The organism is Hyphomicrobium sp. (assembly GCF_019753045.1).
In the GTDB taxonomy this organism is placed as follows: Bacteria; Pseudomonadota; Alphaproteobacteria; order Rhizobiales; family Hyphomicrobiaceae; genus Hyphomicrobium_B.
In genome coordinates this window covers 108426-133905 of record NZ_JAIELN010000014.1, presented here as the reverse complement: position 1 = coordinate 133905, position 25480 = coordinate 108426, and the positions used below count along the sequence as shown (strand labels likewise).

Below are 25480 nucleotides of genomic sequence, written 5' to 3'. Positions count from 1 at the left end.
ACGCGCGAATTTCGGGTGCGGCGGAAGATCAGCGCCGCCTTCGCGCGTCGCAATAGACGAGCTTATGGCAAATAGGGCTGGGTCATGTGCGGTCCGTGGACTAATGTTGTCCTGCCGGCCGGAATATTATCGAGCAGCCATGTTTGACGGCTTCAAATCAGAACTGATCGACGTCGGCGACGACGTGAGAATATTCGCGCGCTACAAGGGCTCCGGACCGCCGCTTCTATTGCTGCACGGTTATCCGCAGACGCACGTTTGCTGGCACAAGATCGCTGAACCTCTGGCAGAGCGCTTCACCGTGGTTGCCACTGATCTCAGAGGCTATGGCGCCTCGAGCCGACCCGTGGAGGGACCAAACCATCTTAATTATTCGAAACGCTCGATGGCCGTAGACCAGGTACGTGCGATGTCGGCACTCGGCTTCGAGCGCTTTTGCCTTGCTGGGCACGACCGCGGCGGTCGCGTCGCACACCGTCTTGCGCTCGATCATCCCGAGCGCATCCTCCGGCTTGCTGTCCTCGACATCGCACCGACGGCAACCATGTACGCGAACGCGAACCGCGACTTCGCCGAGGCCTACTACCATTGGTTTTTTCTCATTCAGCCCTTTGATCTGCCCGAACGCCTCATCGGCGCGGACGCCGCATTCTACCTGCGCAGAACCTTGAGCAGCTGGTGCAAAAGCGACGGGGCGATTACCGATGAAGCTATGGCTGCCTACGTAGCGGCGTTCACCGCGCCGGGCGCTGTCCATGCTGCGTGTGAGGACTATCGCGCGGCGGCGACCATCGATCTGGAGCACGACCGCTCAGACGACCTCGCATCGCATCGGATCATGGCGCCCATGCTCCTGCTGTGGGGAAGCCGCGGTACAGTGGGACGCCAGTTCGATGTACTCGCATGCTGGCGAGATAAAACGCGCGGCCTCCTCGAGGGCGAAGCGTTCGATTGCGGATACTTCATTCCCGAGGAGGCGCCTCAGGCGACGCTCGCGGCTCTTCTGCAGTTCTTCACCGATTGACATCGTCGCAACGGAGCACCCGGGCGTTAGGCGACGGCTGTCATTGTAGGAATTCGCGGACGATGCGAATGGTTGCGTCGGGATTTTCCTCCATGATCCAATGACCGGAGTTCGGCACTACGGCCTCGCGAACGTCGAGGGCCGCAAATCGCATGACGGTCGCCATCATCGGCCCGAACGACTTCTCGCCTCCGACAGCCAGAACCGGCATATCGAGCTTGCCTTTTGCCAGGAACGCTTTGTTGTCGATGGCGTCCTGGTCGAAGGCCGCAAACTGGGCGAAGCCAGAATGCATGGCCCCAGGCAACGCGTAGAGCTTTGCGTAATGCTCACGCGCCGCCTCGGTAAAGCGTGCGGGCGTCGCGGAGAACTCGTTCCAGAAGCGATCGAGATAGATTCGCTCCCGTCCCGCAACCAGCCGCTCCATGTCTGGTCCGCCAAAGCGAAAGTGCCAAAGCAAGGGATTCTTGAGAACTTCCTCCCAAGGACCGACACCGGGCAGCGGCGCGTCGATGACGACCAGCTTCGTCACGCGGGCTGGATACTGGGCAGCGAACGCGTAGGAGACCATGTTGCCGATGTCGTGCGCAACGACCTCGGCTCGCTCGATGTGAAGCTGATCGAGGACGCCTGCGAGGTCCCCGGCTTGCGTCTTCTTGTCGAAGCCCCCGGCCGGCTTCGATGATAGTCCGAGACCGCGCAGGTCGGGAACGATGACCGTGTGATCGTGCGCGAGATCGGTTGCCATCGGCACCCACATGTCCCCGGTCTCGCCGTAACCGTGCACAAGCAGCACTGCGGGACCGGCACCACCGGTTCGGACATGGATTGTGACCCCATTGGTCGTAATCTCCTGGGTCGTGAAATTCGACGGATAGGATAGGCTCTCAGCGGCGGCCGAGGTTGCGAGCAGGCCAAGGAAGAGGGTGAGAAAGAATGGGCGCATGTATCACCTTGTGTGAACCGTCTGGAGCTATCGCGCGCAATCATGTGTCGAGCCGCAGAACGATCTTGCGGCGCGGACGTGAGCGCATTCCGTCGATCATCTCGTGGTCCGCTCTGGCCTCCCCGAGCAGCAACATCGTGCCGATGTTGGTCTCAATCTCGCGCGCATCCAACATTGTCGCAAGCTTTCTGAGACGCACGATGATGATGGCTACGAGGAAGAACAGAGAGCGTACGTCGCGAACCGGAGGCGGCGAAGCCGGTGGACTGTAAAGGGGGACGGGAATGGGAGCGCAGAGGCTGACGCGCCAGTCCACAGTGTCAACCGTCCGCTTTGGGGACGACCTTCAGCTCCAGTTCCACGTCCACATCGGGATCGACGATCCAAAGCAGACGAACCAATCGCTCAAGCGAGAACCGATCGAATTTTCCGTGACGGATGCGAGAAATCTCCGTCTGGCAAATTCCCGTTGCTGCCTCTAGCGCAACGGCCGTTCCCCACTTGGTCTTGACCGACTCCACAATTTGCGCCGCCACCAGCTTCCTCGCGTCATCGAGGCGCGAGTTCCACCTTTCATCGATGTTTGCCTCGAGCAATGTGCGCTCCTCAGGTTCGAATGCGGATCGTCGGGCGTTAAATCGAGCCGCTGAAATTTGTGCTTTACTCATCATCGACGACGCGCCTTTTCCCGTTCTCGCGACTGATCTGATTGGGACCTTCGGTGAAGGCGAAGCTCGCGACCTGTTCGAGAAGGACGGAGGCTGTCTTGCCGGAGCTGTCGGGTGGCAGCGACACCGGCAAATGCTTCAGCTTCTCCAGATCCTCTCGCATGCCGTCAGGCAAGCGGACGACTATTTCTCGTGGCCGCTCCCGTGCCCGCTCTCATGGGCGCCCTCTGGCTCACCACTGCTCTCATGCGCCGACGAGTGATCATGCCCGTGGTCATCCTCTTTCGCCGCATGTGCGGGTTGAGCTTGTGATTCCGATCCGACGACATTCTTCAAACCGAGCTGAAAAGCGCCCTTAGGAAAGAAGAACACACCGACGACGAACGTGCCGACGAGAATGCCGCCGGCGACGAGACCAAGTCGCTTCATAACGAGACAATCCATGCCGAACGCCGCGCTGATTTCAGAGCGAACGCCCAAGCTTCAATTTTTTCAGATGACGGAGGATATGTAAGCGCTTACGCGCTGATGCCAAACCGAAGTGGTTTGTGAAGGGGATCCGGCTCGCAGGACGCCCCGAGCGTATCGAAGTAAGCCGCATAGCTGACGCGCGTACCGGCAAAGTAAGCGGACTCATAACAAGACCGCGTCGGCAATGCATGGAGGAGACACGGGCAACTACAAGGGTGATCCTCCAACCCACCAATTGGTGAGGTGTCGGCGTCGGAGCTGCTTTGCGCCGCGACATCAACGGATTTTGCAGCGCTCTCTCCGACGTGGGATTTCTGGCCGTCGAAGTGAGGTCTCGCGTACAAAGCCGAAATCGGAACGCCCGCAACCAAGATCAACGCGGCCAAAAGCACTTTCACGAACTGACCCGCGCGGGACCGCGCGGGACCGCATGCCGACACGCGCACGGGCATGACGCACGCCGCGTGTAAGTCGATCGATGCCCTGTGTCGAACCGTTCATTGGCGGAAAATTGGTTTCTGATGGTGGCGAAGTCAAGTCGATCGCAAAAGAGCAATCGCAGAAAGCTGGCTCGTGCTTCATTTGACGCGGGCCTATTTATTTCAGGCCACTATCGGTTCGGCGACATTGACGACTGGCGTCAACTTAATTGACGCTTATTGCCAATTTCATTGACGGCTACCGACAATCTTTCTCAACCGACTCGCTGCAGAGATCATCGAAGATCTATTCGCCCCGCTTACCATTTGCACGCGCGAGTTCGCTCTCGAGCTCTTCGATGCGCTGCCGGAGCTGCTGCACCACCGCCGCTGCCTCCTCTATCGGAATGAGTTGCGGGATGTGCTGCGGGCAATTGCGGTCCCACGCCTCGATCGTGAACAAAATGACCCATTCAGCAGTCGCATTCCCCTCAGCCGGACGCAGCTGCGCCAACAGGGCATCATCATCCTCGACGATCCGCGCGCTGCCCCAGATTTTAACTCGCCGACGGCGTGCGTAGTCCATGAGAAAGATGAAGGCGCGCGGATTCTCCGCGAGGTTCCCTGCGGTAATATATTGGCGGTTGCCGGAGAAGTCGGCGAACCCCAGCGTGCGGTCATCGATGACTTTCAAAAAACCTGGCGGTCCACCGCGGTGCTGGATGTAGGGCTGGCCGGCCGCGCTTGCCGTCCCAAGGTAAAATGAGCGCGCGGTCGTTAGGAACGCAGCCAGATCAGGCGTGACTGTACTCGGCCAACCCCGGCCTCTCTCCACCGCCTCGTATTGTTCGCGCGAGCCTCGCTTCACCTGCTCGGCTTTCACGGCGGAAGTAAACGCAACATCGGACGCGTGGCTGATCATCCTCACACCCATTCAAATGCGTGCAGAAATCAGATGGCAGGCATTCCTATGAAACCCGGAAGTGCCTTTATGCGGTCGACCCAGGCGCGGATCGCGGGGAAGTCGTCGAGCGGCACACCTCCCTCGTGGCCCAAGGCGACGTAAGGCATGCATGCGATATCGGCGACGGTCGGACGGCCCATGGCCAACCACTGCTGGTTCGACAAGTGCGCTTCCAAAAGAGCGAGAACTCGACGCGCCTTCTTGCGAGCGAGATCGACGTCGAGATCGTAGCCGAACTTATCATGCAGGCGCGCGTCATTCGGCCCGCGCGCGATTTCATTCGCGGCGGTCATCAGCCACTGACAAACACGCGCCAGTCCGGCCGGATCGATCGGCAGCCAGCTTTCTCCGCCCCACTTGCGTGCGATGTAGACGAGAATGGCTTGGCTGTCGCGCAGGACCACGTCTCCATCCTGGAAGATGGGGATTTCGCCGAATGGATTGAGCAAGACCAATGGCGGCTTCTTGTGTTCGCCGGCAAGGAAATCGACTGGCACAATCTGCAACGGAACACCGAGCAGGCTGGCGAGAAGGCGAACTTTGTAGCAGTTCCCCGAAAGCTCGAGGTCGTAGAGTTTCGTCGTCATGGCCCAAAATCCTCCCGCCGGAAGTCACTCCACATAGACTCCCGCATCCTGGCTATTTCTGCTAGTGGGTAAGTTCAGTAAGGATATTTCCATTTTTCGGAAGAATTGACGTGGATCGACTACGTGCCATGGCTGCGTTCGTAGCGGTGACGGAGGCCGGTAGTCTGTCGGCTGCGGCGCGAGCGCTCGGCGAACCGCTCACAAACCTCAGCCGAATGATCTCTCAGCTCGAAGCACACCTCGGCTGCACTTTGCTTCGTCGGTCGACGCGGCAGATGGTGCTGACGCCAGCCGGCAGCGAATACCTGGATACATGCCGCAGTGTCCTCGATACGATCGCAATGGCGGAGCGACGCATTGCCGGCCAAGCAGACGAGCTATCGGGCGACCTGGCCTTGACGGCGCCCGTACTCTTCGGACGGATGTATGTGGTGCCGCTGCTCGCGCAGTTCTTGGCTGAGTATCCGCGCATCAATGCACGTCTTTTGCTGGTTGATCGCGTGGTCGACCTTCTCGAGGAGGGAATCGATACTGCGCTTCGCATTGGCGAGTTGCCTGACTCCGCGCTTCTTGCGACGCGCGTGGGCTCGTTGCGCCTCGTGACCTGCGCGTCGCCGGCCTACTTGGAGCGTTGCGGCACGCCATCGGCACCTGCAGCCCTCACCCAGCACGATTGCGTAACGTTTGCCAATCTTCCTGGTGGAACGCGCTGGATTTTCAGAAGCCGCCGCAATGGACGCAAGGCTATACGCGTACGCTCCCGGTTGTCGGTAAATACAGCCGACGCGGCCGTTGCTGCGGCGACTGCGGGCATCGGCATCACGCGCGTTCTCTCCTATCAGGCAGAGGACGCGTTGCGCGAGGGGCGTTTGCTGCCCATCCTGGATCGCTTCGAGGACACCGAAATCCCGGTGCAGCTCGTTTATAGCCCGACGTCTTCAAGCAACGCTCGTGTGCGGTCATTCGTGACGTTTGCAGCCGAGAAGCTGCGGCTATTGCCGGGCGCCTCATTGCGCAAGACGCAAGGACGCCCTGTCCGCTAAGCCGGAGCGCCCTCTTCGTCACATCGCGCTCGTGTCAATCAGCTAGTCGCTCGGATGGCTCGCGTGAGCTTTCTTAACCTGATCCAGAATTCCACTGAGGTTGTAGGACTCGGGTGCCTGCAGCGGCGGGAACTTGTCGTAGGACTCAAGGTGGTGCAGCCACAGCTGTTGGCCGATCGGCAGCATGTTCCAATCGTACTGGAATGCGGTTGCCGGAGCGCCCAATGCGCCGCCGAGGCTCATCGCCGTTTTCTGGTCGACGCCAACCGCCTGTTCGAACGGATCGCGTTTGATGTTCTGGACCAAGGTGAAGTGAAACGGGATCAACGGCATGATCCAGCCGGCCGGGCCGGGCTGAGACATGGTGTAGTACATCTTCCAATTCTTGTAGCGCACCGCCGACGGCGTCGCCCCTGAATAGTAGAAGAAGAAGTCACGTGCCGATTTTGCGGATTTGCCTTCGAGCATGTTGGTCTGGTCGAAGCCGTCGAGTGTCGTCTTGACGATTCCGGGATACTGCCCCGCCTCGATCTGCTGCTTCAGCCCATCCCCTTTGGGCCCGCCTGCAATGTCGACCAACGTCGGCACCCAGTCGAGGGCCGCGAACAATTGGTTGTTGACCGTGCCCGGCTTGATCACGCCCGGCCAGCGGATCACCATCGGCGCGCGATAGCCGCCCTCCCAAGCCTCACCTTTCTGGCCCTTGAAGGGAGTAACGCCGCCATCCGGGAAGCTGATGGCTTCAGCACCGTTGTCGGTGGTGAAGACCACGATGGTGTTGTCGAGCTGGCCCATGTCCTGAAGCTTCTTGAGGACAACGCCGATGTTGTCATCGAGCTGCTTCATGCCGGCTTCGTTCACGCCCCAGTCCCTGCCGCCGCGCTCGCCCACCATGGCTTCATATTTCGGCGACAGCACGGTCACGACATGCATGCGGGCCGGGTTGTACCAGACGAAGAAGGGCTTGTTGGTCTTCTTCGGGTCGTTGCGGTCGAGGAAGTCGACCACCTTGTCCGAGATTTCCTCGTCCACCGTCTTGGAACGCTCGAGCGTCAGCGGCCCCTCATCGGCACACATCTGGTTGCGCTCCGTGCCGTCGGCAGATTTGCACGACAGCACATTCCGCGGCGGCGTCAGACAGGTCGTGGTCTTGGGGTCCACTGCGCCCGGGACCTCCGCGATGCCGGGGATCGGCGTGTTGCGGCAAGGCGGCGCGACGGTCTGGGTTTCTGGATTCTTGTTGATGTCCGGGAAGCTCACCTGCTGCATGGCATCGAGGTGATAGAGATAGCCCCAATACTCCTGAAAGCCATGTGCTGTTGGAAGCGCTGCTGTGTGATCGCCCAGATGGTTTTTGCCGAATTCGCCTGTCGTGTAGCCAAGGTCGATCAGGAACTTGGCCAACGCCGGCGTGCCGGGCTGCAGAAAGGATGGGCTGCCGGGCAGTTGTGGAGGGATCATGCCTGTTCGCAGCGGATACATGCCGGTGAAGAAGGCGTTGCGACCGGAGGTGCAGCTCTGCATGGCCACATAGTCGGTGAACATCGCACCTTCCTTGCCGATGCGGTCGATGTTCGGCGTTTCGCCAACCATCACGCCGCGATGGTAGATGCTCGGCTGCATCCAGCCGATGTCATCGCCCATGATGAACATGATGTTGGGCTTGCTCACTGGCACCGAGATCTGCTGTGCCGGGGCCTGCGAGCCTACCACTGGCAGCGCACACAGTAGCGTGACGAAACCGATCCCGATTTTTTGAGAGATATGCATGTCTGGCGCTCCTTCAACCGAGGATGCAACGCACCTGCCCGCACACCGAGAGTCGAAGCTGCCCAAGTTCACGCACGCGCGCAATCGACGCCGATTTAGTTCGTAAATAGGTTCTATACAGTGTGCTGATTATCATATCTGTCGGCGGCAATGGTGCAGCCAGGCGTGGCCGTAGTCTTATGCTCGGATGCGATATGAACCACTCGGCGTGTTCTATTCAGTGGCGATGCGCTGCAAGAATTTCATGGCCGATCCTGACCTGCATGGCATTATTTGCGGCGGTGAGTTTCAGCCTTGAATCGCCGGGTTCACATGCGGAAGAAGCGCTGGCGAAACCGGCCGATCCGGTTGCGCATCCCGATTTCGTCGGATCGGACCGATGCGCGCAATGTCATGCAGCAGAGCACAAAGACTGGCTCAGCTCGCAACACGCAGTGGCTATGCAGGAGGCGACGGAGCATACCGTTCTTGGACGCTTCGACGGCACTACGTTCAGCAATGAAAACGTCACGAGCAAATTTTACAAAACTGACGGCAAGTTTTGGGTACGGACCGACGGGCCTGACGGGGCGCTCGGCGATTTCGAGATCAGCTACACATTTGGCGTCTGGCCGCTACAGCAGTACCTCATCAAGCTTCCAGGAGGGCGCATTCAAGCGCTCGGCATTGCGTGGGATGCGCGCTCGAAGGAAGCCGGAGGCCAGCGCTGGTTTCAGCTCTATCCAGACCGCAAGTTGAAGGCCGGCGATCCGCTCCATTGGACCGGCATCGATCAGAATTGGAACTACCAGTGTGCGTGGTGCCACTCGACCAATCTCAAGAAAAACTACGATCAGGCGAGCGGTGATTTTCACACAACCTGGTCCGAGATCAGCGTGGGTTGCGAAGCCTGCCACGGGCCCGGCTCGGACCATGTGGCTTGGGCGACGAAGTCAAACGGATGGGAGCAGTCCGATCAGCGCGGCAAGGGATTTGCGCAAAACTTCGACGAGCGCAAAGGCGTGACGTGGCCAATGGATGCCACCGGGCAGGCTAAACGCTCGGTGCCTCGTACATCGGCCAATGAGATTCATGTTTGCGCGGGCTGCCATTCGCGGCGCCAACAGTTCTCGGATGATCCTGGAAGCGTTGGCCGCTTGTTCGACGCCTTCCGGCCGTCGCTGCTGGAAGACGGGCTCTATCATGTCGACGGCCAACAGCGCGACGAGGTCTACAATTACGGATCGTTTCTCGAGAGTCGCATGCATTCCGCAGGCGTCACCTGCTCCGACTGTCACAATCCCCACACGGGGAAGCTACGCCAAACCGGAAATGCGCTTTGCGGGCAGTGCCATGCGCCCGAACGATTTGACGTTAGTGCGCATCATCACCACGCGCCGAATTCAAAGGGCGCTGAATGTGCCTCATGCCATATGCCGGCCACCACATACATGGGTATCGACAGGCGCCCCGATCATTCAATCCGCATTCCTCGACCCGATCGAACGGTGCAGCTCGGAACGCCCAACGCGTGCAATCAATGTCATACCGACAAAAACGCCAAATGGGCCATGGATGCCGTCAAGGCATGGTATCGTTCGCCGAAACCGGGCTTCCAAGATTTCGCTGAAGCGTTCGATCGCGGCGACTGGGGAGCTCCTGGCGCTCAACTCGGCTTGATCGGAATTGCCAAAGCCAGCTCGGAGGCGCCCATCGCGCGCGCAAGCGCGATTGCGAGGCTTCGACGATTTCCCTCGCCTCAGGTGTTGGACTTCGCGGCGAGCTCCTTGAAAATCGATGATCCCCAAATTCGAGCGGCGGCCGTGTCGGTGATTGCCGGGGCGCCCCCAGAGACGCGCCGGTCGCTACTCGCGCCTTTGCTGAGGGATGAGACCCGCCTGGTTCGTATGGATGCCGCTCGAGCCATTGCCGGAGAAGCGGAACAGAATTTGTCGACCGATGATCGCGCCTCGTTCGAGAAGGCGCTCGCCGAATATATCGATGCCCAATTGTTCAATGCGGAACGGCCAGAGTCGCAAACCAATCTCGGCACACTTTATCGCGATCGCGGCAAGCCCGACGACGCCCGAGCTGCCTACGCAAAGGCGATCGAGATCGATCCGACCTTCGTCCCGGCAGTCATCGCATCGGCCGAGCTGAAGAGAGAGCGGGCTGACGAGAATGGTGCTGAAGCGGTGTTACGCAAATCGCTCGGCGGAAATCCCCGTTCCGGCGGGCTGTGGCATGCCCTCGGTCTTAGTCTCATTCGTCAGAAGCGCCTGCCCGAAGCGATGGCCGCTCTTGCGAAGGCCGCTGAGCTTGCTCCCGAAGAACCGCGCTTCAGCTACGTCTATGGGGTCGCACTTCACGATACCGGCAAGCCGCGAGAAGCAGTAGAGACGCTGAAGAGCGCTCTCACGCGTCACCCGTACGATCGCGATATCTTATGGGCTCTCGCGACCTACGAGATCGAGGACGGCGACAATGCATCGGCGCTCGCCCGCACCGAACTCCTAAATCACCTCGAACCGGACCGTTCAGATGTCATGCAGCTGCTCGGAGAACTGAGGCAACGGACTCGCTAGTTGGGCTGTCGAGCCCCCCTTCCCGCGCTGCGCTGAACTTCCGTGGTGACGCGAACATGCCACACCGTTCCGACAAGCAGCTTCGACCGGCATCGGTTTGGGCGGATTGGGGTTGTACGGACATGTCCCAAATGCAGTATCGAGGACGATCTATCCACGGAGCGGGCACAAAGGTCCGCGTGGCTATCTTCTGACGATTGGGAGGGGAGCAGCATATGAGAAAATTGCTTTCGCTCATCGCGCTGAGCTGCGCGATGGCCATTGCATTTGGGGCTAATGCCCCGCAGGCGCGCGCCGCGATACTTACGACCAACATTTCGGCGCTGAAGGCAGAGCAATCTGCGACTGTTCAACAGGCCCGTTATCGCTGCTGGTGGCGTAACGGGTATCGCCACTGCGGTTACAGGCACCATCGCCGTTGGGACAATGGATACGGCTATCATCGCGGCTGGCGGCATCGGCATTGGCGCGACCGGTATTGGCGCCACCGTTATTACTATCGCCATCACCAGCAGTATCGCCGGCACTATTATTACAACTCGTATCAGCCGGCTTACCGGCGCCATCCGCGGTACGGCTACTGCATCGGCGTGTGCTGGTGGTAAACCGGTCGTCTAGCGAATAGCGATCACGAGCGCCGGGCCATGTCCCGGCGCTTCCTTTTTGTGTGATCGGCCGCGTTCGCAAGCGGCGGCGAAATGAGGAGATTGTGCGACCGTCCGTCGCCGCGTCAGCAACGCCGCAGATCAAAAATGATCAGCAAATACGGGCTTCGGTGCATGACATCGGGGTGTGTCGCCTGTGCTCTTGACGCGCGCGTCATACGGCTTTCCAATGCCAACACAAAGACGCGGTGGCGCGGGGAACTTTTAATGACTTTCGTAAGGGGAATTTTTCTGTCCCGCTTGCCGGACAGATCGGGCCAACTTGTGAATACGCAAAAAATTTTGATGGCCGCAATGATGTTGGCCCTCGCACTCTGCGGATCGGCGAACGCGGCCGAGCAGCAATTCGGCGCTTTCGGGCCCGAGGGTTCGCGGATGCGCGAGCAGCTTTGGATCTTGCCGAGCGGTGAAGAAGGCCGCTCGCTGCGCGCGACTGTGTTCCGCCCCGACGACGAAGCGTCGGAGCCCAATAAGAAACATCCGCTCGTTGTCATCAATCACGGTACCGACGAAGCGACGCGCCTTGCCGTCGCCATGCCGGTTTACTACTGGCTGTCCCGTTGGTTCGTCGAACGCGGCTACGTCGTCGTCCTTCCGCAGCGTCGCGGTCACGGCGCCACCGGCGGCGCTCTCTCGGAATCCATCGGCACCTGCCAGCAACCGAACCATTACGCGTCCGGGAACATCGCTGCCGACGATATCGCCGCGACCGTCAATTACATGACCCAACAGCCGTTCATCGCGCAGAAGGCGACGATTGTTGCCGGTATCTCGACCGGCGGATGGGCGTCGTTGGCTCTGGCTGCACGCAATCTTCCGCAGGTGCAGGCCGTCGTGAATTTCGCCGGGGGCCGCGGCGGTCACGCGTACGGACGGTCCAACGCCATTTGCGGCAAGCCGGACCTGGTCGCGGCGGCGCACAAATACGGAGGCACGGCGCGCGAGCCGAGCATCTGGTTTTATTCCGAGAACGATAGCTATTTCGGCCCGGCCCTCGCGCAGGAACTGGCGCAAGCCTGGAACGGCGCGGGCGGCAACGCGGAAGAGCATATTCTTCCCGCCTATGGCAACGACGGCCATTCCATCGCCGACGATCGCCAAGGCTGGGACATCTGGGGTCCAAGTCTCGATGCTTTCCTAACGAAAGTTCGTGGCGGTCAGCTGGAAGTCGCAGCAGAGCATCAGCCGTCGTCACCGCCGGTCGAGACTTCGGCAATCGCCACCACCGGGGCGACACGCTAGCGGCGCGCCCCGCTCCCCTGTTTGTTCGCTGCAACGACGATGCGGTCCGGTGGGGGGTTGGGCATCTGGACCTATCGACAAGCTGTAGCTCCGGCCTTAGCCTGACCGTTCGTTCGTGAAATTCCGTGAACGCCGGCGCGGCAGCGCACGGCTCCGGCAAGCCGCCAAGAAGTTGACCCAGTGTTTCGACAGTTTTCTAGCCCGGTAAAGCCAGGCCATGGCCGTTAGACCCAGGAGCGCCGTCGCATCGGCTCTGGCGGTTGCAATGAGGGACTTCGGACTCGGTTCACAAACGGTTCTGAAGATCGGCATCCTCGCTCCGCTGACAGGACCACTCAAAGCCTGGGCACTGCCGGGATTCAACGGCAGTCTCATTTGGGTCGAGCGGATCAACGCGACCGGCGGCCTGAAGATCGGCAGCCGGAAGTACAAGCTCGAACTCGTCCAGTTCGACACCAACTATCAGCCCGACCTGGCGCTTCAAGGCGCACGGAAGCTAATCATGGAGGATGGCGTGAAGCTCATCCTCATGATCGGCGGCAACGACCTGACGGCTGAAGTCCGACGGCTCATCAGCCAGCATCGCATGCTCGTCGCGACGCTTCTGCCGAGCGATCTGTCGCCGGACGTGCCGACGCTTGTTGCGCCGAGCGAAGTCCATCCAATCTACAACGTGACCGGCGTCGAATGGCTGAGGCGGAACCATCCGGAACTCAAGACGGCGGCGTTGTGTGCGCAGCGCGATCTTCTCGGCCTGCCGTCCATCGCCACCTACAGAGCGGCCTTCGAAGCGGCCGGCATCGAGCTTGTCGCCGAGCGCGTATTCGACCCGGAAACGAGCGATTTCGGGCCGATCGTCGACGAACTGATGGCGAAAAGGCCGGATATCCTCTGTTGGGATACGGCGTATGAGCCGTTTGTCCATTCGCTTACGATCGAAGCATTCAAACGCGGCTTCCGCGGCCGCCTTTTGTCGTGCACGTGCGACAACTATCCGGAGCTCATCCGGCGCACGAGCGTCGAATTCATGGAAGGCTTCATCTTCCAGTTTCCGGACTTCGACGATCCTCGCCTCAACGATGGCCATACGAACTTCGAAGATCCCGGCAAATTCTACGACGAGTTTTGCCGCCGCTTCCCGGGAACATGGAGCGCGGTGTCGTGGGAATACGCCTCGACGCTGGAACTTTGGAAATCAGCCGTGCAGCGTGCGCGCACCTTCGAGCCGTTCTCCGTTCTCGCGGCGATGAAGGTCGGCGGCATCGGTCCGCACGCTTTCGGCGAAGCCCGATGGTGGGGAAAAGATCTGTTCGGGATCGATAACGCGCTCGTCGGAGAATGGCCCGTCGTCGCGATCGTCAATGGCAAGGCGCGGATTCAAGAGTTCGGCTCGATCGCGGACTGGTGGTCAAAACACCGGTCGACCCTCGTAAAGCACATGCGGTCAATGAACCTGATGTGGGATCAGCGCGAACACCTCGCCGCGTCTGCCGAGACACTCGATCGTTTGACGGCTCAGGACTCGTAGATCATGTCTTCGTGCGCGTTGGCGAAGTAGAGTCTGATGATCTCGACGGCCGTCTCGACGTTTCGCCGCTCGATCGCATCGTAGAGCGACCTGAACATCAGCTGGATGCTCTTGATTTTCGCCGGCGTCAGTGCCTGCCGACGGGCTGACGCCCACTGCGGATGGCGCCGTACCTCATGCAGAATTGCGTACATCGCGACGACCAGCGAGTTATGCGTGCCGCGGGCGATGGCCATCATGAATTCTTCTTCCAATATCGCGAACGTGTCGGATTCGGTGACGATCGCTTCGAGTTGGATGAGCTGATTTTGGAGATCGGCGACGTCTCGCGCCGACATGTAAATGGTTGCGAGGCGCGTCATCTCAGGCGCCAGGATGGAACTCGCTATATTCATCGCGAACGGCGACGCGGTCTCGACGAGTTGGTCGACGCCAGGAAACGACGAGGTGCGCTCATCCCTGCTGTCGTGAGACGAGCGCTTTCGTTGATATGAAACGAACGTGCCGCTTCCCGGACGGCGGGCGACGATCCCGTATGTGGCCAAGAACTCAAGCGCCTGACGTATCGTCGCCCGGCTGTCACCGAACGCATCGGCCAAGTCCCGCTCGGCCGGAATTCGCGTTCCGAACGGATATTCCCCCGACGCAAAGCGAGCGAACAGCCTCGTGGCGATTTCCTTCACCCGCGGCGTGACGAGCGGATGGCGCGTGACATCGTCGATCCAGGGAGGCGCTTCGAAGTCGTAGGTATCAGACATGATTGCAGCTCAAGCTAATGTTGCATTCCAATTTCAGAACGGGCCTTTTCGGTTTCCCGCAGATGACGCACTGCGGAAAATGTCTGGGGCCCGAGCAGTGCGGTAAGCGCGACGGCGGTTTCCAAAGCCGCACAATCCTCGGAGAGCGCCGTCGAAAGCGTATGCTGTCGATTCGCGAAATCCGCAGCTTTCGCCGCGTAGCTCGAAAAGACAGATGCGTCCGCTGCCTGCTCAGCAGCCGTCGCGAGCAGGCGAACTTCGGGCGAACTTGCGCCCAGGATCTCCCTCAGCATCGCCCTCAGGTCGCGCGCCTGAAGCGTCACTATTTCGGACGCCGGATCGCCAGCATCGATGAGGAGACGATTGAAGCGGGTGATGGAGAGTGCTGCTTCCGCAAGCTGACGATATCGCTGGCGGCGCGCTTCGATCAGCGCGTGCGGGACCTTCGTTGCGAGCCGGAAGTGAAACGAGGTCGCGCCGGTCATTGGGATGTCGAGCGTCGCGATGCCGGCAACAACCAGCCGCCAACCCTTCTCCGCTTCGCGAAAGGCGTGGCGGGCTTCGTTTGCGTTGCCGAGGATGGTGTGCGCGACGCCGACGTTCGAACGGCTCGCAGCGAGCGATGACGCCGGAGACGGGGCAGCCTCGACGATTGCCGCTGCGCGAAGCCACAAGCGTGCAGCATCATTGATCTGTAAGCGTGCCATTGCCGCGAAGGCCTGCAGGCTCTGATCCGTCCACATCTCAATCTCAGCCACGCGCGCCTGCAATTCAGATTTCGGAGGAAATTGCCCATCCCCAATTGGGAAAAAAGATGCCTTCCTCGAAACCAGAATGCAACCGAATTCAACCAATGCCAGCCAAAGTAGGTTCGCACCTGCGATATTGCGGCTAACTGCGTTTAATATCGATGAAATCTGGATTTTGTGCCTGCGAAATGATCAGTGTCGTTTCTTTTTGGTGATTTTTTTGACTTGCGGGTAATTCGTCACTCCGTAACATGGTCGTGTTGGGCTAATTGCGGTAATTACTGGTTTAAATTGGTTTATGTCGCAAAACCATCTGCTTGCGTCACGCCAATGCCGGGCCCGACGGGGGATCGTGCTTTTTTGCTTCACGCGGCGGCCGCGCTTCTGCGCCTAGCTCGGGGATCGATCACTGCACGAAGATTTATCAATGAGCAGGCTCAGCTGGAGCGATCATGGCCATAGATACTGGAGTGCATACTGCGGGTAGCGCGTTTGACGCGTCGTCCGGCAAACTCGTCCGAGCCATCGACTGGAGGGGAGCGTTTTGGGTCGCCAGCGGCGTCCCAGCTCTTGTCCTGTTTTCCATCGGCGGCATCGCGGGCGTAGCGGGAAAGGTTGCCTTTCTCGTTTGGTTCGTCTCGATGCTCATGGGGCTTATCCAGTCCTTCACATACGCAGAAATAGCCGGACTCTTCCCGAACAAATCGGGCGGCGCCTCGGTCTATGGCGCAGCGGCATGGGTGAGATATTCCAAGCTGATCGCGCCGTTGTCCGTCTGGTGCAACTGGTTCGCGTGGTCGCCCGTGCTCTCGCTCGGGTGCTCGATCGCAGCCGCCTACATCCTGAACTCTCTGGCAGCCGTCCCACCGGCTGATGCGCCGCAAGTCGCCGCTTGGGTCAGTGCCCACGCCGCGTCGATCCCGCTCGATTCTCCTCGCGTCGCCGAGTGGCTCGCAGCAAATCACGGCAAGACGGCAGCGGACGCGGTCGCAGCTCTCCTTTCAACGGATGCCATTGCTGCGCTGACGCCGGAGATCCGCAACTGGTCCCTCTTCCACGGAACTCTCGGACCCGTGTCGTTCTCTTTCAACGCCGCGTTCTTCATCGGCGCGGTGCTCATGCTGATCACGTTCGCCATTCAGCACCGAGGCATTCTCGGCACCGCCAGCGTTCAGAAATATATCGGCCTCGCGGTGATCATTCCGATGTTCATCGTCGGCATCGTGCCGATCATCACGGGCCAGATCAACTGGTCGAACTTCACGCCGCTCGAGCCGCTGAAAGCGGCCTATGCTCCGGAAATGGGCCATTGGGATATCGCGGGCTGGACGCTCATTCTCGGCGCCATGTTCATCGCCGCGTGGTCCACGTACGGATTTGAAACGGCGATTTGCTACACGAGCGAATTCCGCGATCCGGGCCGCGATACGTTCAAGGCGATCTTCTATTCGGGTCTGCTTTGCCTCGTACTCTTCACGCTCGTGCCCTTCACCTTCCAAGGGGTTTTGGGTCTCGAGGGTATGCTCGAGCCGTCGATCGTCGATGGTTCCGGTGTCGCTGCGGCCATGGCCAACATGGTCGGCCACGGCGGAATGCTCACGAGCCTGCTCGTCATGCTCATGATCCTGGCGCTCATGTTGTGCCTGATGACCGCGATGGCCGGATCATCGCGCACCCTTTATCAGGGCTCGCGCGATGGCTGGCTGCCTCGCTACCTCAGCCACGTTAATGAACACGGTGCACCGACGCGCGCGATGTGGACCGATCTCGTGATCAACCTCGCGGTCCTCGCGATCGCCTGTGCAGACGCTACGAGCTTCTTCTTCATCCTCGCCGTTTCGAACTGCGGTTACATCATCTTCAACTTCCTGAACCTCAATTCAGGTTGGATCCACCGCATCGATAACGCCGGCGTCCATCGTCCGTGGCGCGCACCGAGCTTCGTGCTTGCCATCGGCGCGGTGTTCGCGTTCGTCAATGCCGTCTTCATGGGCGCGGGAGCGAAGGTCTGGAATCCCGTCGCATTGTGGGCCGGCCTGTTCACCGCATCGCTGATCATTCCGGTGTTCTGCTTCCGCCATTACGTGCAGGATAAAGGCGTCTTTCCTGCCCACATGCTGGAGGATCTGGGCCTGACGCAGGGCGACTTGAAAACGCGGAAGGCCGGGGTGCTTCCCTATCTTGTTCTCGTGGCTGGCTTGCTCGTAGTCCTGGTGTCGAACTGGTTCTTCCAGCTGCCTGCCTAGAGAAATTGCAGATCGGGGCGGTTTCCTCCTCCGCTCCGATCTGCTCTGATCACTTTCCGCAGGTCCCGGGCATGTGGCCTGATGGATTCAGGGAGCAATTGATGACGGTAAGCACTATCAAAAGCCGGCCAATCTATCCGGGTCTCAGCCCGGATCTCAACGCGCGACGCAACATCATCGTCTGTGACAAAGCGGGTGCGGCGGCAGTCACCGAGTTGTTTTCGCGCGCCGACAGCGCCTTTGCGGAGCGGACGACCATCATTCTGGCGGACAGCCTGTCTGCTACCGAAACCCAAACGCTCAGTCGCGATCTTGCGCCGGCTGCAGTCGAAATTCAGCCAACTCTTGCCGATGGCATCGCACGTCTGCGGCAACTTCTTGAAACGGCACCCATGGGCCTGCGCCTTTACGCGGCCGGTTCCGAACCTCTCATCGGCCTCGTCGTGCAGGCGGGCCTCGATTTCTCGATCGACCACTTGTCTATCCGCACCGAGCATCGCGGCTCGCTCATGCGGCGCGTTCAATGCGTCCATTGCAAGGGTTACATCGAGAACGTCACGACGAACCCGGTGAAATGCACCCATTGCGGCCTCACACTGCTGGTGCGCGACCACTACTCCCGTCGGCTTGCCGCGTTCCAAGGCGTGTGCATCGACGCGGAAGTTCCTGGTGAAATCCCGCCGACGGAGGCGCTGTACCAATGAGTGGATCTCTTCTACGGCGCGTTCGGGTCGCCGAGGTGGAACGTGTGGCGAACCGCATCAAGCGCTTTCGCTTCGTCGATGTTGACAATGCTCCGCTGTCGGAGTTTTCGGGTGGATCTCACATTTCGGTCGTCATGCACGCTGGCGACCGTCTCTTGCGTAATCCCTATTCGCTCATGGGAGCGCCCTCGGATACGTCGAGCTATCAAATCAGCGTTTTGAACGTCGAGGATTCCCGTGGCGGCTCGAAGTTCATGCATGAGAAGGTCTCCGTTGGCACGGAACTCGAGATCGGGCAGCCGCTCAATCTCTTTCCGCCAGCCAAGCTTGCGAAGAAGCATGTGCTGATCGCAGGCGGCATCGGCATCACGCCTTTCATGTCGATGATGAACGAGCTCGACGGGCTGCATTCCGACTTCGAGCTGCACTACGGCGTTCGCTCGCTCGAAGACGGCGCCTACTGCAAATATCTGCAATCTCGCTACGGATCGCGGGTGAATATCTATCGCCAGGACCAGGGTCAGCTGATCCCGCTCGAGCGCATTCTGGGCGACCAGCGGCTCGGCACGCATGTGTACGTCTGCGGGCCAAAGCCAATGATCGAGTGGTCGCTGCAGACGGCGAAGCTGCTCGGCTGGCCCGACGAGAACGTGCACTCCGAGCAATTCAGTGCTCCGCCTCCGGGTAAGCAGTTCCTCGTGAAGTTGGCGCGGTCGGGCCGAGAGGTCATTGTGCGCGGGCACCAAAGCATTCTCGAAGCACTCGAAGAGAACGGGGTCGACGCGCCTTTCCTCTGTCGCGGCGGCGCTTGCGGTCAATGCGAAACGCAGGTCGTCGCGTGCGACGGCTTCATCGAGCACAACGACCACTTCCTCACCGAGCCCGAGCGCGTGAGCGGCAAGAAGATCATGATCTGCATGTCTCGCATTCAAACAGGATCGATCACTCTCGATCTCTAAAGAACAATCCAAAAATTCCTATCCGGGAGATCATGGTATGGGACTGACATTTAGAAACGAGACTTTTCGAGACGACTTCACGTACACAAACAGTCCGTCCAACATCCGGCGGTTTCCGTTTCCTTTCGTCGAGGATCAGTACCGGTATTCGGTCAATATCGAGCCGCATACGCCGGGCCCGAAGGGGTCTCCGTTCGAGCACCACTTCGACGTCGACGAGCATTACGTTTCGGAAATGCGCGATCGTGCGATGGTTCTCGCCGCAGATCCTTTGCGATGCCAAGCTCTGCCGCACATGATGACGGCGCAGTGGGACATGCTCGAGTTGCTCATGACATCGCTTGCGCGCGATTATCCCGAGCACTTCACGCTCCATCGCGACGGTACGGCGTGGCATTGGATCAACCGGCCGCTCGGCATCGACCAGAAGTTCACGTTCCTCGATGCGAGCACGCTGCCCTACCCTCCGATGGAATTTATCGGCCGTCAGGTGCAGGGCGATTTCTCGATCCAAGACCAGCGCGATAACCAGCTCTGGATGGATGCTGGCATCATCACGTCGCAAGCCGACTGGTCGCTCGACTTCGACGTCGGCATGAACTTCTTCGAATGGCACGGACCGGTGCCGCTCGCGCACGAGGCCGGCGTTTTCGAGCGCGCGTTGAAATTTCTTCTCAATCTGCAGATCGGCAAACCGGTTCGCCGCTTGAACTGGACGATGACGATCAATCCGCGTCTCGATACGAGCCCCGAGAACTATCACAAGTGGGCCAGCGATCGCATGACCGTGACGCCGGAGAATGTCGGCCAGAAAGTGCATCTGCGCGTCGAGATGCAGGGCCTCTTCAGGTTGCCCCGATCGAACGCAATCTTGTTCTCGATCCGCGGTTATCTGATGAGCCTCGAGCAGATCGTCACCGTGCCGAAATGGGGCCGCCGCCTGCCGCGCGTTCTCGCTTCGCTGCCGCCTGAACTCGTCGAGTACAAAAGCCTCGGCCGCTACCGCGACATGGCACTTGCGTACCTTGCGCCATACGACGACGGCGCTCCGACCTCACCTGGCGGAGGTCCCGACTAAGCGAACCAAATTGAAGAACACCCCCAAAGCCGAAGCGATCAAAAAACAAGCAAGAGGTAGCTCTCATGTCCCTAGCCGATTTGCCACGTCAGTCCATTCTCAACGATCGCCATCGGGCGAACGGAGGCGATCTCGAGTCCGTGTCGTGGAACAACATGCCGCTTCCGCAGACGTACGCGACCGATCCCTATGTGGAAGTCGAAGCCGTTCGTTGCCGGGCAGGGCTCTTTGACGTCTCGTCGCTGCAGTTGCTCAACGTGTCGGGGCCCGACGCGACGAAGCTCCTCAATTATGTGCTGACGTCCGACATCTCCAAAGCCAAGCCGGGCGACTCGCATATTTCAAATATCGTCAATGAAAATGGCGGGTTGATCGACGACGTTCTCATCTACGTCGATAGCCCGACCGAGTACCGCCTTTCTCACGGTGCAGGAAAGGTCGAAGAGGCAATCCGCGCGCTCGCGCCGAAGTACGATGTCAAGGTCGAGCGCGATGACGATGTCCACGTGCTGGCATTGCAGGGGCCGCTTTCGCTCGAAATCCTCGCGCCGCATACGCCGATGGATCTCGCCGGGCTCGGCTACTTCAAGCATGGAACGTCGACGTTGTTCGGAACGCCGGTGCGTCTCGCTCGCGGCGGCTATTCGGCCGAGCTTGGATATGAAGTTTTCTGCGCGGCCAAGGATGCGCACAAGATGTGGGATTCCATCCTGGCCGCGGGCAAGGATAAAGGGCTTATCCCGGTATCGTGGGCATGCCTCGACATCGTGCGCGTCGAAGGCGGTCTGCTGTTCTTCCCGTGCGAGATGACGAACGAAGATACGACGCCCTGGGAAGTGAAGGCCGACTGGACCGTCGATCTCTCGAAACCGGACTTCATCGGCAAGAAGGCGCTCGTCGAGAAGAAGGGCAAGGAACGTACGTTCGTTACCGGCCTTGAGGTCGATCACACGAAAGCGATCGCGCCCGGCTCCAAAATCACGGCGAACGGCAAAGAGGTCGGCGTCATCACCAGCACGACCTACAGCAAGCATCTCATGAAATCGCTTGCGATGGCGCAGATCGAACCCGCTTACACCAAACTCGGCACCGAACTCGTCGTCCATGACGGCGGCGACTGGCCGGCGACCGTGGTGCGGATGCCGTTCTACGATCCTCTCCGCCTTCGCACACATCCCCACGACAAAGCCTGATCCACGCACTTACGAAGTCAGAAAATCCTAGCGAATTGATTTTTCGGAAGGACACCAAATGGCAGAGCGAATAGCTATTATCGGCGCCGGCCCGAGCGGCATGGCGGTTTTGCGCGCATTCGAGAGCGCCCGGCGCAAGGGCGCGGATATTCCCGAAATGGTCTGCTACGAGCGGCAGAAGGATTGCGGGGGTATTTGGAACTATACGTGGCGCACCGGAACGGATGAGTTCGGCGAGCCGGTTCACGCCAGCATGTACCGCTATCTTTGGTCGAACGGACCGAAGGAATGTCTGGAGTTCGCCGACTACTCATTCGAAGAGCACTTCGGACGTCCGATCCCCTCGTTCCCACCGCGGGCCGTGCTGCACGACTACATCAAGGGCCGCATCGAACGCAGCGGCATCATGCACTACATCAAGCTCAGCACAGCGGTCCGCAGCGTCACATTCAACGAAGAGACGCAAAAGTTCACCGTGACGGTGAAGGATCTCGTCGCCGATACGCTCTCGTCATCGGAATTCGACTACGTCTTCTGCGGCAGCGGCCATTTCTCGACGCCGAACATTCCGGAATTCCCCGGTCTGACCCACTTCCTTGGACGCACGCTGCATTCGCACGACTTCCGATCGGCTGACGAGTTCGCAGGCAAGGACGTTCTATGCGTCGGCGCGAGCTATTCGTCGGAAGACATCGGCATTCAGTGCCACAAATATGGCGCCAAGTCCGTCACTTTCTCGTGGCGCACGAAGCCGATGGGATTCAAATGGCCGGCTCGCATGGACGAAGTCCCCTTGCTCGAGCGCGTCGAAGGCAAGACAGCCTACTTCAAGGATGGCAGCAAGAAGGACGTCGATGCGATCATTCTGTGCACGGGATATCTGCATCACCATCCGTTCATGGAAGACTCACTGCGCCTCAAGTCACGCAACCGGCTCTATCCGCCGAACCTCTACAAGGGCATCTTCTGGATCGACAATCCGAAGCTGATGTACATCGGCATGCAGGATCAGTTCTATACGTTCAACATGTTCGACGCGCAGGCGTGGTACGCGCGCGATGTCGTTCTCGGACGCATCAAGCTGCCGTCGAAATCCGACATGTTCGACGACATCCAGAAGTGGACCGCGCTGGAAGAAGCCATCCCGGATGCGGAAGGCGCCATCGACTTCCAGACGGAATATATGCGCGATCTCCTTGCTCCAACCGACTACCCGCGCCTCGACGTCGACACCGTCGCGAAGATGTTCAAGGAGTGGGAGCATCACAAGATGGAAGACATCCTGACCTATCGCGACCGTTCGCACAAATCTGTGCTGACCGGCACGCTGGCCCCGGTCCATCATACACCCTGGATGAAAGCTGCCGACGACTCGATGGAGGCGTTCCTCAATCAGCCGAGCAAGGTCGCTGCGGAGTAGCGAGTCTCGCTACGTAAGAAGCAAATCGTGGACTGGCCGCACACGCGGCCGGTCCACATCCGAACGTCATGCTCTTTAGCGAAATGAGGACAAGATGAGCGAAACTGTTCTGACGTCCCCCGCGCGCCCGAAACTTTTCGTTCCAGGACAATCATCGCTGGCGCCCGGTGTCGAGCGCTACGTGCTCAAAGGCGGCGGCACGGCGGTCTTCGAACTCGACAAGGGCGACCGCGTCGAACTCAGTCCGCTCGAGGGCGGACAGGGAGTGGAAATTGCGGCGTTCGCACCGGGAGGCAAAAGCGATCTCGGGGCGCTCGGCCTCAAAGGCAGTGCCAAGCCGACGGGAATTCAACGGGCCCTCGAAGCCGACAGCGAAGACGCGCAACGCGTGCGCTTCGGATTGTTCAGGCGGGGGCTCGATATCGGTCGCGTGAAAGCCGCGAGGGTGCTTGGGCCGGATTGCGTTCCGGGCGATGTCGTTTCGCTGGACGTTGAACGGTCGGTTCTCGCCGTCTTCGGTGCGCCCGCGGAGCCCATGATCGTATGGGAACAGACGCCCGCAACCGATATTTTGGTTTTCATTCAGCGAGCCAATCCGCGGCTTCTGAACGAAGCGAAGCTGCCGGAGCCGATCGCCGAACCGCGTCTCGATATCCGCATCAACATCTCGAGCGCCGAAAGCTTCGAAGTTCACGAAGGCGAGTACATCCAGATCATCGATGTGGCCGGGCGACAGTGCTCGGACTTCCTGGCGTTCAACCGCAGGGAACTCGATAAGGGCAACGTGCTTGGCCTCGACTCCACCACGACGCGGTCGATGACAGGCATGGCCTATCCGAAGCCGGGCTTGTTCTCGAAATTCTTCGATCGCGACCGCAATCCGCTGGTCGAGGTCGTCCAGGACACCGTCGGTCGGCACGACACGTTCAACCTTGCGTGCACGACGCGCTATTACGAGGACATGGGTTACTTCGGGCATCCGAACTGCAGCGATAATTTCAACGATGCGCTGAAGGACTATCCCATTGGCAGCTACAGGGGCTGGCCGGCGATCAACTTCTTCTTCAACACCAACGTCGACTGCCACAACAACATCTGGTCGGATGAACCTTGGTCGCGTCCCGGCGACTACGTGATGATGCGCGCGCTGACGGATCTCGTCTGCGGCACCTCTGCCTGCCCAGCCGATATCGATGCGTCGAACGGCTGGAACCTCACTGAAATACACGTTCGGGTCTACCCGAAAGACACACCCTTCAAGCGCTCGATCGGATACAGAATGGCACCGGATGCTCCGCTTCAGCTGACAAGAGAATCGGGATTTCACCCGCGCACGTCAGCCCTCACCCGCAACTTCGGCGATTACCGCGGTTTCTGGGTTCCTCACTGCTACGCGAACGCCGGCGCGATCGAAGAATATTGGGCGTGCCGTGAACGGGCGGTCATCATGGACCTCTCGCCCCTCAGGAAGATGGAAGTGCTCGGACCCGATGCCGAGCAGTTTCTCAACGGCATCATCACGCGCGACGTTCGCAAGCTTTCGGTCGGGCAGATCTACTATACGCCGATGTGCTACGAACACGGCGGCATGGTCGACGACGGGACACTGTTCCGTTTGGGCGAAAACAACTTCCGCTGGATCGGCGGCGATGACGCGAGCCTCATCTGGCTCAAGGAGCAGCTCGCCAAAACAAACTACAAAGTGAACCTCAAGACGGCGACGTCGGAACTCAACAACGTTGCCGTTCAGGGCCCGAAGTCGCGGGAAATTCTTCAGAAGATCATCGAGACGCCGCCTGGCCGGCCGACGATGCAGGAGCTCGGCGTCTTCCGCTTCACGGTCGGCCGCATCGGTGGCGTCGCGGGCATTCCGGTGCTCGTTTCGCGAACGGGCTATACGGGCGAACTCGGATACGAAGTGTTCTGTCATCCCAAGGACGCGCCTGCGGTTTGGGATAAGATCATGGAAGCCGGTGCGCCGTTCAAAATTCAGCCGTTCGGATTCGATGCGCTCGACATGGTTCGCATCGAAGCCGGCCTCGTCTTCGGCGGTCACGATTTCGATTCAACGACTGATCCGCTCGAAGCTGGCATCAGCTTCACCGTTCCGACGAAGAAAGATGAAGACTACATCGGCAAGGCCGCAATCGAGAAGCGGCGCGCTAATCCGCTTCGGAAGCTCGTCGGCCTCGAAATTGAGGGGAACGAAAAGCCCGCGCACGGCGACCCGGTGTTCGTCGGCCGCGCGCAGGTCGGCGCGGTGACAAGTGCGATGCGCTCGCCGCTTCTTAAAAAGACGCTCGCGTTTGCGCGGGTTGACGTCACCCATTCGGCGACGGGGACAGCGCTCGAGATCGGACGTCTCGACGGACTGCAGAAGCGTTTCAAGGCGACGGTCGTGCCGTTTCCGTTCTACGATCCGGAGAAGAAGCGCGTTAAAATGTAAGCCTTCGCATAACTCCCATGCGAAAGTGGCGGCCGC

Annotated in this window: 22 protein-coding genes and 1 pseudogene; 13 read left to right on the top strand and 10 right to left on the bottom strand. The window is 59.8% G+C overall.

Translation table 11 applies throughout. The features are described 5' to 3' along the window. Window positions 1-139 precede the first annotated feature (139 nt). Complete coding sequence (locus tag K2Q04_RS16300) at window positions 140-1024, top strand: alpha/beta hydrolase (protein ID WP_291165751.1); 885 nt, start codon at window positions 140-142, stop codon at window positions 1022-1024. A gap of 40 nt (window positions 1025-1064) precedes the next feature. Here the strand turns inward: K2Q04_RS16300 and K2Q04_RS16295 are convergent, their stop codons facing one another. From K2Q04_RS16295 to K2Q04_RS16265, 7 genes and pseudogenes are all read right to left on the bottom strand, one after another. Further along, window positions 1065-1970, bottom strand: a complete 906-nt coding sequence (locus K2Q04_RS16295; protein ID WP_291165750.1) for an alpha/beta hydrolase — start codon at window positions 1968-1970, stop codon at window positions 1065-1067. A gap of 40 nt (window positions 1971-2010) precedes the next feature. Continuing rightward, entirely contained in the window at window positions 2011-2286 is a 276-nt protein-coding gene (locus K2Q04_RS16290) for a hypothetical protein (protein ID WP_291165749.1), read from the bottom strand. A 4-nt stretch (window positions 2287-2290) separates the two neighbouring features. Beyond that, on the bottom strand, window positions 2291-2566 hold the full coding sequence (locus K2Q04_RS16285) for an XRE family transcriptional regulator (protein WP_291165748.1): 276 nt from the start codon (window positions 2564-2566) through the stop codon (window positions 2291-2293). Window positions 2567-2642: 76 nt separating this feature from the next. Continuing rightward, a pseudogene (locus K2Q04_RS16280) lies at window positions 2643-2825 on the bottom strand (hypothetical protein); the annotation flags it as partial. Then, entirely contained in the window at window positions 2822-3067 is a 246-nt protein-coding gene (locus K2Q04_RS16275) for a hypothetical protein (RefSeq protein WP_291165747.1), read from the bottom strand. The gene K2Q04_RS16275 and the pseudogene K2Q04_RS16280, both read right to left, overlap by 4 nt. A gap of 768 nt (window positions 3068-3835) precedes the next feature. Next, a complete protein-coding gene (locus K2Q04_RS16270) occupies window positions 3836-4450 on the bottom strand; it encodes a pyridoxamine 5'-phosphate oxidase family protein (protein WP_291165746.1) in 615 nt (204 codons plus the stop codon). Window positions 4451-4479: 29 nt separating this feature from the next. Then, window positions 4480-5079 (bottom strand): glutathione S-transferase, encoded by a 600-nt coding sequence (locus tag K2Q04_RS16265; RefSeq protein WP_291165745.1) that lies wholly within the window; start codon window positions 5077-5079, stop codon window positions 4480-4482. Between the two features lie 128 nt (window positions 5080-5207). Between K2Q04_RS16265 and K2Q04_RS16260 the strand changes: the two genes are divergently transcribed. After that, window positions 5208-6122 (top strand): LysR family transcriptional regulator, encoded by a 915-nt coding sequence (locus tag K2Q04_RS16260; RefSeq protein WP_291165744.1) that lies wholly within the window; start codon window positions 5208-5210, stop codon window positions 6120-6122. 42 nt (window positions 6123-6164) lie between these two features. On the opposite strand, the gene K2Q04_RS16255 is transcribed toward K2Q04_RS16260, so the two are convergent. Then, a complete protein-coding gene (locus K2Q04_RS16255) occupies window positions 6165-7775 on the bottom strand; it encodes an arylsulfatase (RefSeq protein ID WP_291165917.1) in 1611 nt (536 codons plus the stop codon). A gap of 380 nt (window positions 7776-8155) precedes the next feature. Between K2Q04_RS16255 and K2Q04_RS16250 the strand changes: the two genes are divergently transcribed. The 4 genes from K2Q04_RS16250 to K2Q04_RS16235 all read left to right on the top strand — a co-directional run bounded on the left by K2Q04_RS16250 (window position 8156) and on the right by K2Q04_RS16235 (window position 13891). Then, entirely contained in the window at window positions 8156-10456 is a 2301-nt protein-coding gene (locus K2Q04_RS16250) for a tetratricopeptide repeat protein (RefSeq protein ID WP_291165743.1), read from the top strand. A gap of 215 nt (window positions 10457-10671) precedes the next feature. Beyond that, window positions 10672-11061, top strand: a complete 390-nt coding sequence (locus K2Q04_RS16245) for a hypothetical protein (RefSeq protein WP_291165742.1) — start codon at window positions 10672-10674, stop codon at window positions 11059-11061. A 345-nt stretch (window positions 11062-11406) separates the two neighbouring features. Continuing rightward, window positions 11407-12363 carry a dienelactone hydrolase family protein gene (locus K2Q04_RS16240; protein WP_291165741.1) on the top strand — a complete coding sequence of 319 codons (957 nt, stop codon included), beginning with the start codon at window positions 11407-11409 and terminating at the stop codon, window positions 12361-12363. 265 nt (window positions 12364-12628) lie between these two features. After that, entirely contained in the window at window positions 12629-13891 is a 1263-nt protein-coding gene (locus K2Q04_RS16235) for an ABC transporter substrate-binding protein (protein WP_366935762.1), read from the top strand. On the opposite strand, the gene K2Q04_RS16230 is transcribed toward K2Q04_RS16235, so the two are convergent. After that, entirely contained in the window at window positions 13879-14649 is a 771-nt protein-coding gene (locus K2Q04_RS16230) for a GntR family transcriptional regulator (RefSeq protein WP_291165739.1), read from the bottom strand. The two genes, K2Q04_RS16235 and K2Q04_RS16230, sit on opposite strands and share 13 nt — an antisense overlap. Before the next feature lie 14 nt (window positions 14650-14663). Beyond that, complete coding sequence (locus K2Q04_RS16225) at window positions 14664-15407, bottom strand: hypothetical protein (protein ID WP_291165738.1); 744 nt, start codon at window positions 15405-15407, stop codon at window positions 14664-14666. Between the two features lie 443 nt (window positions 15408-15850). Here K2Q04_RS16225 and K2Q04_RS16220 point away from each other — a divergent pair, with 443 nt between their 5' ends. From K2Q04_RS16220 to K2Q04_RS16190, 7 genes are all read left to right on the top strand, one after another. Further along, window positions 15851-17644 (top strand): APC family permease, encoded by a 1794-nt coding sequence (locus tag K2Q04_RS16220; protein WP_291165737.1) that lies wholly within the window; start codon window positions 15851-15853, stop codon window positions 17642-17644. Window positions 17645-17745: 101 nt separating this feature from the next. Beyond that, window positions 17746-18348 carry a dimethylamine monooxygenase subunit DmmA family protein gene (locus tag K2Q04_RS16215; RefSeq protein ID WP_291165736.1) on the top strand — a complete coding sequence of 201 codons (603 nt, stop codon included), beginning with the start codon at window positions 17746-17748 and terminating at the stop codon, window positions 18346-18348. Next, the gene (locus K2Q04_RS16210; protein ID WP_291165735.1) at window positions 18345-19307 is read left to right on the top strand and encodes a PDR/VanB family oxidoreductase; all 963 of its coding nucleotides are present in this window, start codon (window positions 18345-18347) and stop codon (window positions 19305-19307) included. Before K2Q04_RS16215 ends, K2Q04_RS16210 begins: the two co-directional genes overlap by 4 nt. Window positions 19308-19344: 37 nt before the next feature. Beyond that, window positions 19345-20385: a DUF3445 domain-containing protein gene (locus K2Q04_RS16205; protein WP_291165734.1), complete on the top strand. Its 1041-nt coding sequence runs from the start codon at window positions 19345-19347 to the stop codon at window positions 20383-20385. Window positions 20386-20450: 65 nt separating this feature from the next. Further along, window positions 20451-21578, top strand: coding sequence for an aminomethyltransferase family protein (locus tag K2Q04_RS16200; RefSeq protein WP_291165733.1), 1128 nt, complete (start codon window positions 20451-20453; stop codon window positions 21576-21578). Between the two features lie 58 nt (window positions 21579-21636). Beyond that, entirely contained in the window at window positions 21637-22998 is a 1362-nt protein-coding gene (locus K2Q04_RS16195) for an NAD(P)/FAD-dependent oxidoreductase (protein WP_291165732.1), read from the top strand. A 94-nt stretch (window positions 22999-23092) separates the two neighbouring features. Beyond that, window positions 23093-25444 carry a DUF1989 domain-containing protein gene (locus K2Q04_RS16190; RefSeq protein ID WP_291165731.1) on the top strand — a complete coding sequence of 784 codons (2352 nt, stop codon included), beginning with the start codon at window positions 23093-23095 and terminating at the stop codon, window positions 25442-25444. Window positions 25445-25480: the final 36 nt, after the last annotated feature.

Excerpts from the sequence above, each read along its gene's own strand:
- K2Q04_RS16200 (WP_291165733.1), top strand. The coding sequence starts at position 20,451 with ATGTCCCTAGCCGATTTGCCACGTCAGTCCATTCTCAACGATCGCCAT.
- K2Q04_RS16220 (WP_291165737.1), top strand. The coding sequence starts at position 15,851 with ATGGCCATAGATACTGGAGTGCATACTGCGGGTAGCGCGTTTGACGCG.
- K2Q04_RS16240 (WP_291165741.1), top strand. The coding sequence starts at position 11,407 with ATGGCCGCAATGATGTTGGCCCTCGCACTCTGCGGATCGGCGAACGCG.
- K2Q04_RS16230 (WP_291165739.1), bottom strand. The coding sequence starts at position 14,649 with ATGTCTGATACCTACGACTTCGAAGCGCCTCCCTGGATCGACGATGTC.
- K2Q04_RS16210 (WP_291165735.1), top strand. The coding sequence starts at position 18,345 with ATGAGTGGATCTCTTCTACGGCGCGTTCGGGTCGCCGAGGTGGAACGT.
- K2Q04_RS16245 (WP_291165742.1), top strand. The coding sequence starts at position 10,672 with ATGAGAAAATTGCTTTCGCTCATCGCGCTGAGCTGCGCGATGGCCATT.
- K2Q04_RS16295 (WP_291165750.1), bottom strand. The coding sequence starts at position 1,970 with ATGCGCCCATTCTTTCTCACCCTCTTCCTTGGCCTGCTCGCAACCTCG.
- K2Q04_RS16275 (WP_291165747.1), bottom strand. The coding sequence starts at position 3,067 with ATGAAGCGACTTGGTCTCGTCGCCGGCGGCATTCTCGTCGGCACGTTC.
- K2Q04_RS16270 (WP_291165746.1), bottom strand. The coding sequence starts at position 4,450 with ATGATCAGCCACGCGTCCGATGTTGCGTTTACTTCCGCCGTGAAAGCC.
- K2Q04_RS16195 (WP_291165732.1), top strand. The coding sequence starts at position 21,637 with ATGGCAGAGCGAATAGCTATTATCGGCGCCGGCCCGAGCGGCATGGCG.
- K2Q04_RS16190 (WP_291165731.1), top strand. The coding sequence starts at position 23,093 with ATGAGCGAAACTGTTCTGACGTCCCCCGCGCGCCCGAAACTTTTCGTT.
- K2Q04_RS16260 (WP_291165744.1), top strand. The coding sequence starts at position 5,208 with ATGGCTGCGTTCGTAGCGGTGACGGAGGCCGGTAGTCTGTCGGCTGCG.
- K2Q04_RS16235 (WP_366935762.1), top strand. The coding sequence starts at position 12,629 with ATGAGGGACTTCGGACTCGGTTCACAAACGGTTCTGAAGATCGGCATC.
- K2Q04_RS16265 (WP_291165745.1), bottom strand. The coding sequence starts at position 5,079 with ATGACGACGAAACTCTACGACCTCGAGCTTTCGGGGAACTGCTACAAA.
- K2Q04_RS16250 (WP_291165743.1), top strand. The coding sequence starts at position 8,156 with ATGGCATTATTTGCGGCGGTGAGTTTCAGCCTTGAATCGCCGGGTTCA.
- K2Q04_RS16300 (WP_291165751.1), top strand. The coding sequence starts at position 140 with ATGTTTGACGGCTTCAAATCAGAACTGATCGACGTCGGCGACGACGTG.
- K2Q04_RS16205 (WP_291165734.1), top strand. The coding sequence starts at position 19,345 with ATGGGACTGACATTTAGAAACGAGACTTTTCGAGACGACTTCACGTAC.
- K2Q04_RS16215 (WP_291165736.1), top strand. The coding sequence starts at position 17,746 with ATGACGGTAAGCACTATCAAAAGCCGGCCAATCTATCCGGGTCTCAGC.
- K2Q04_RS16255 (WP_291165917.1), bottom strand. The coding sequence starts at position 7,775 with ATGTTCATCATGGGCGATGACATCGGCTGGATGCAGCCGAGCATCTAC.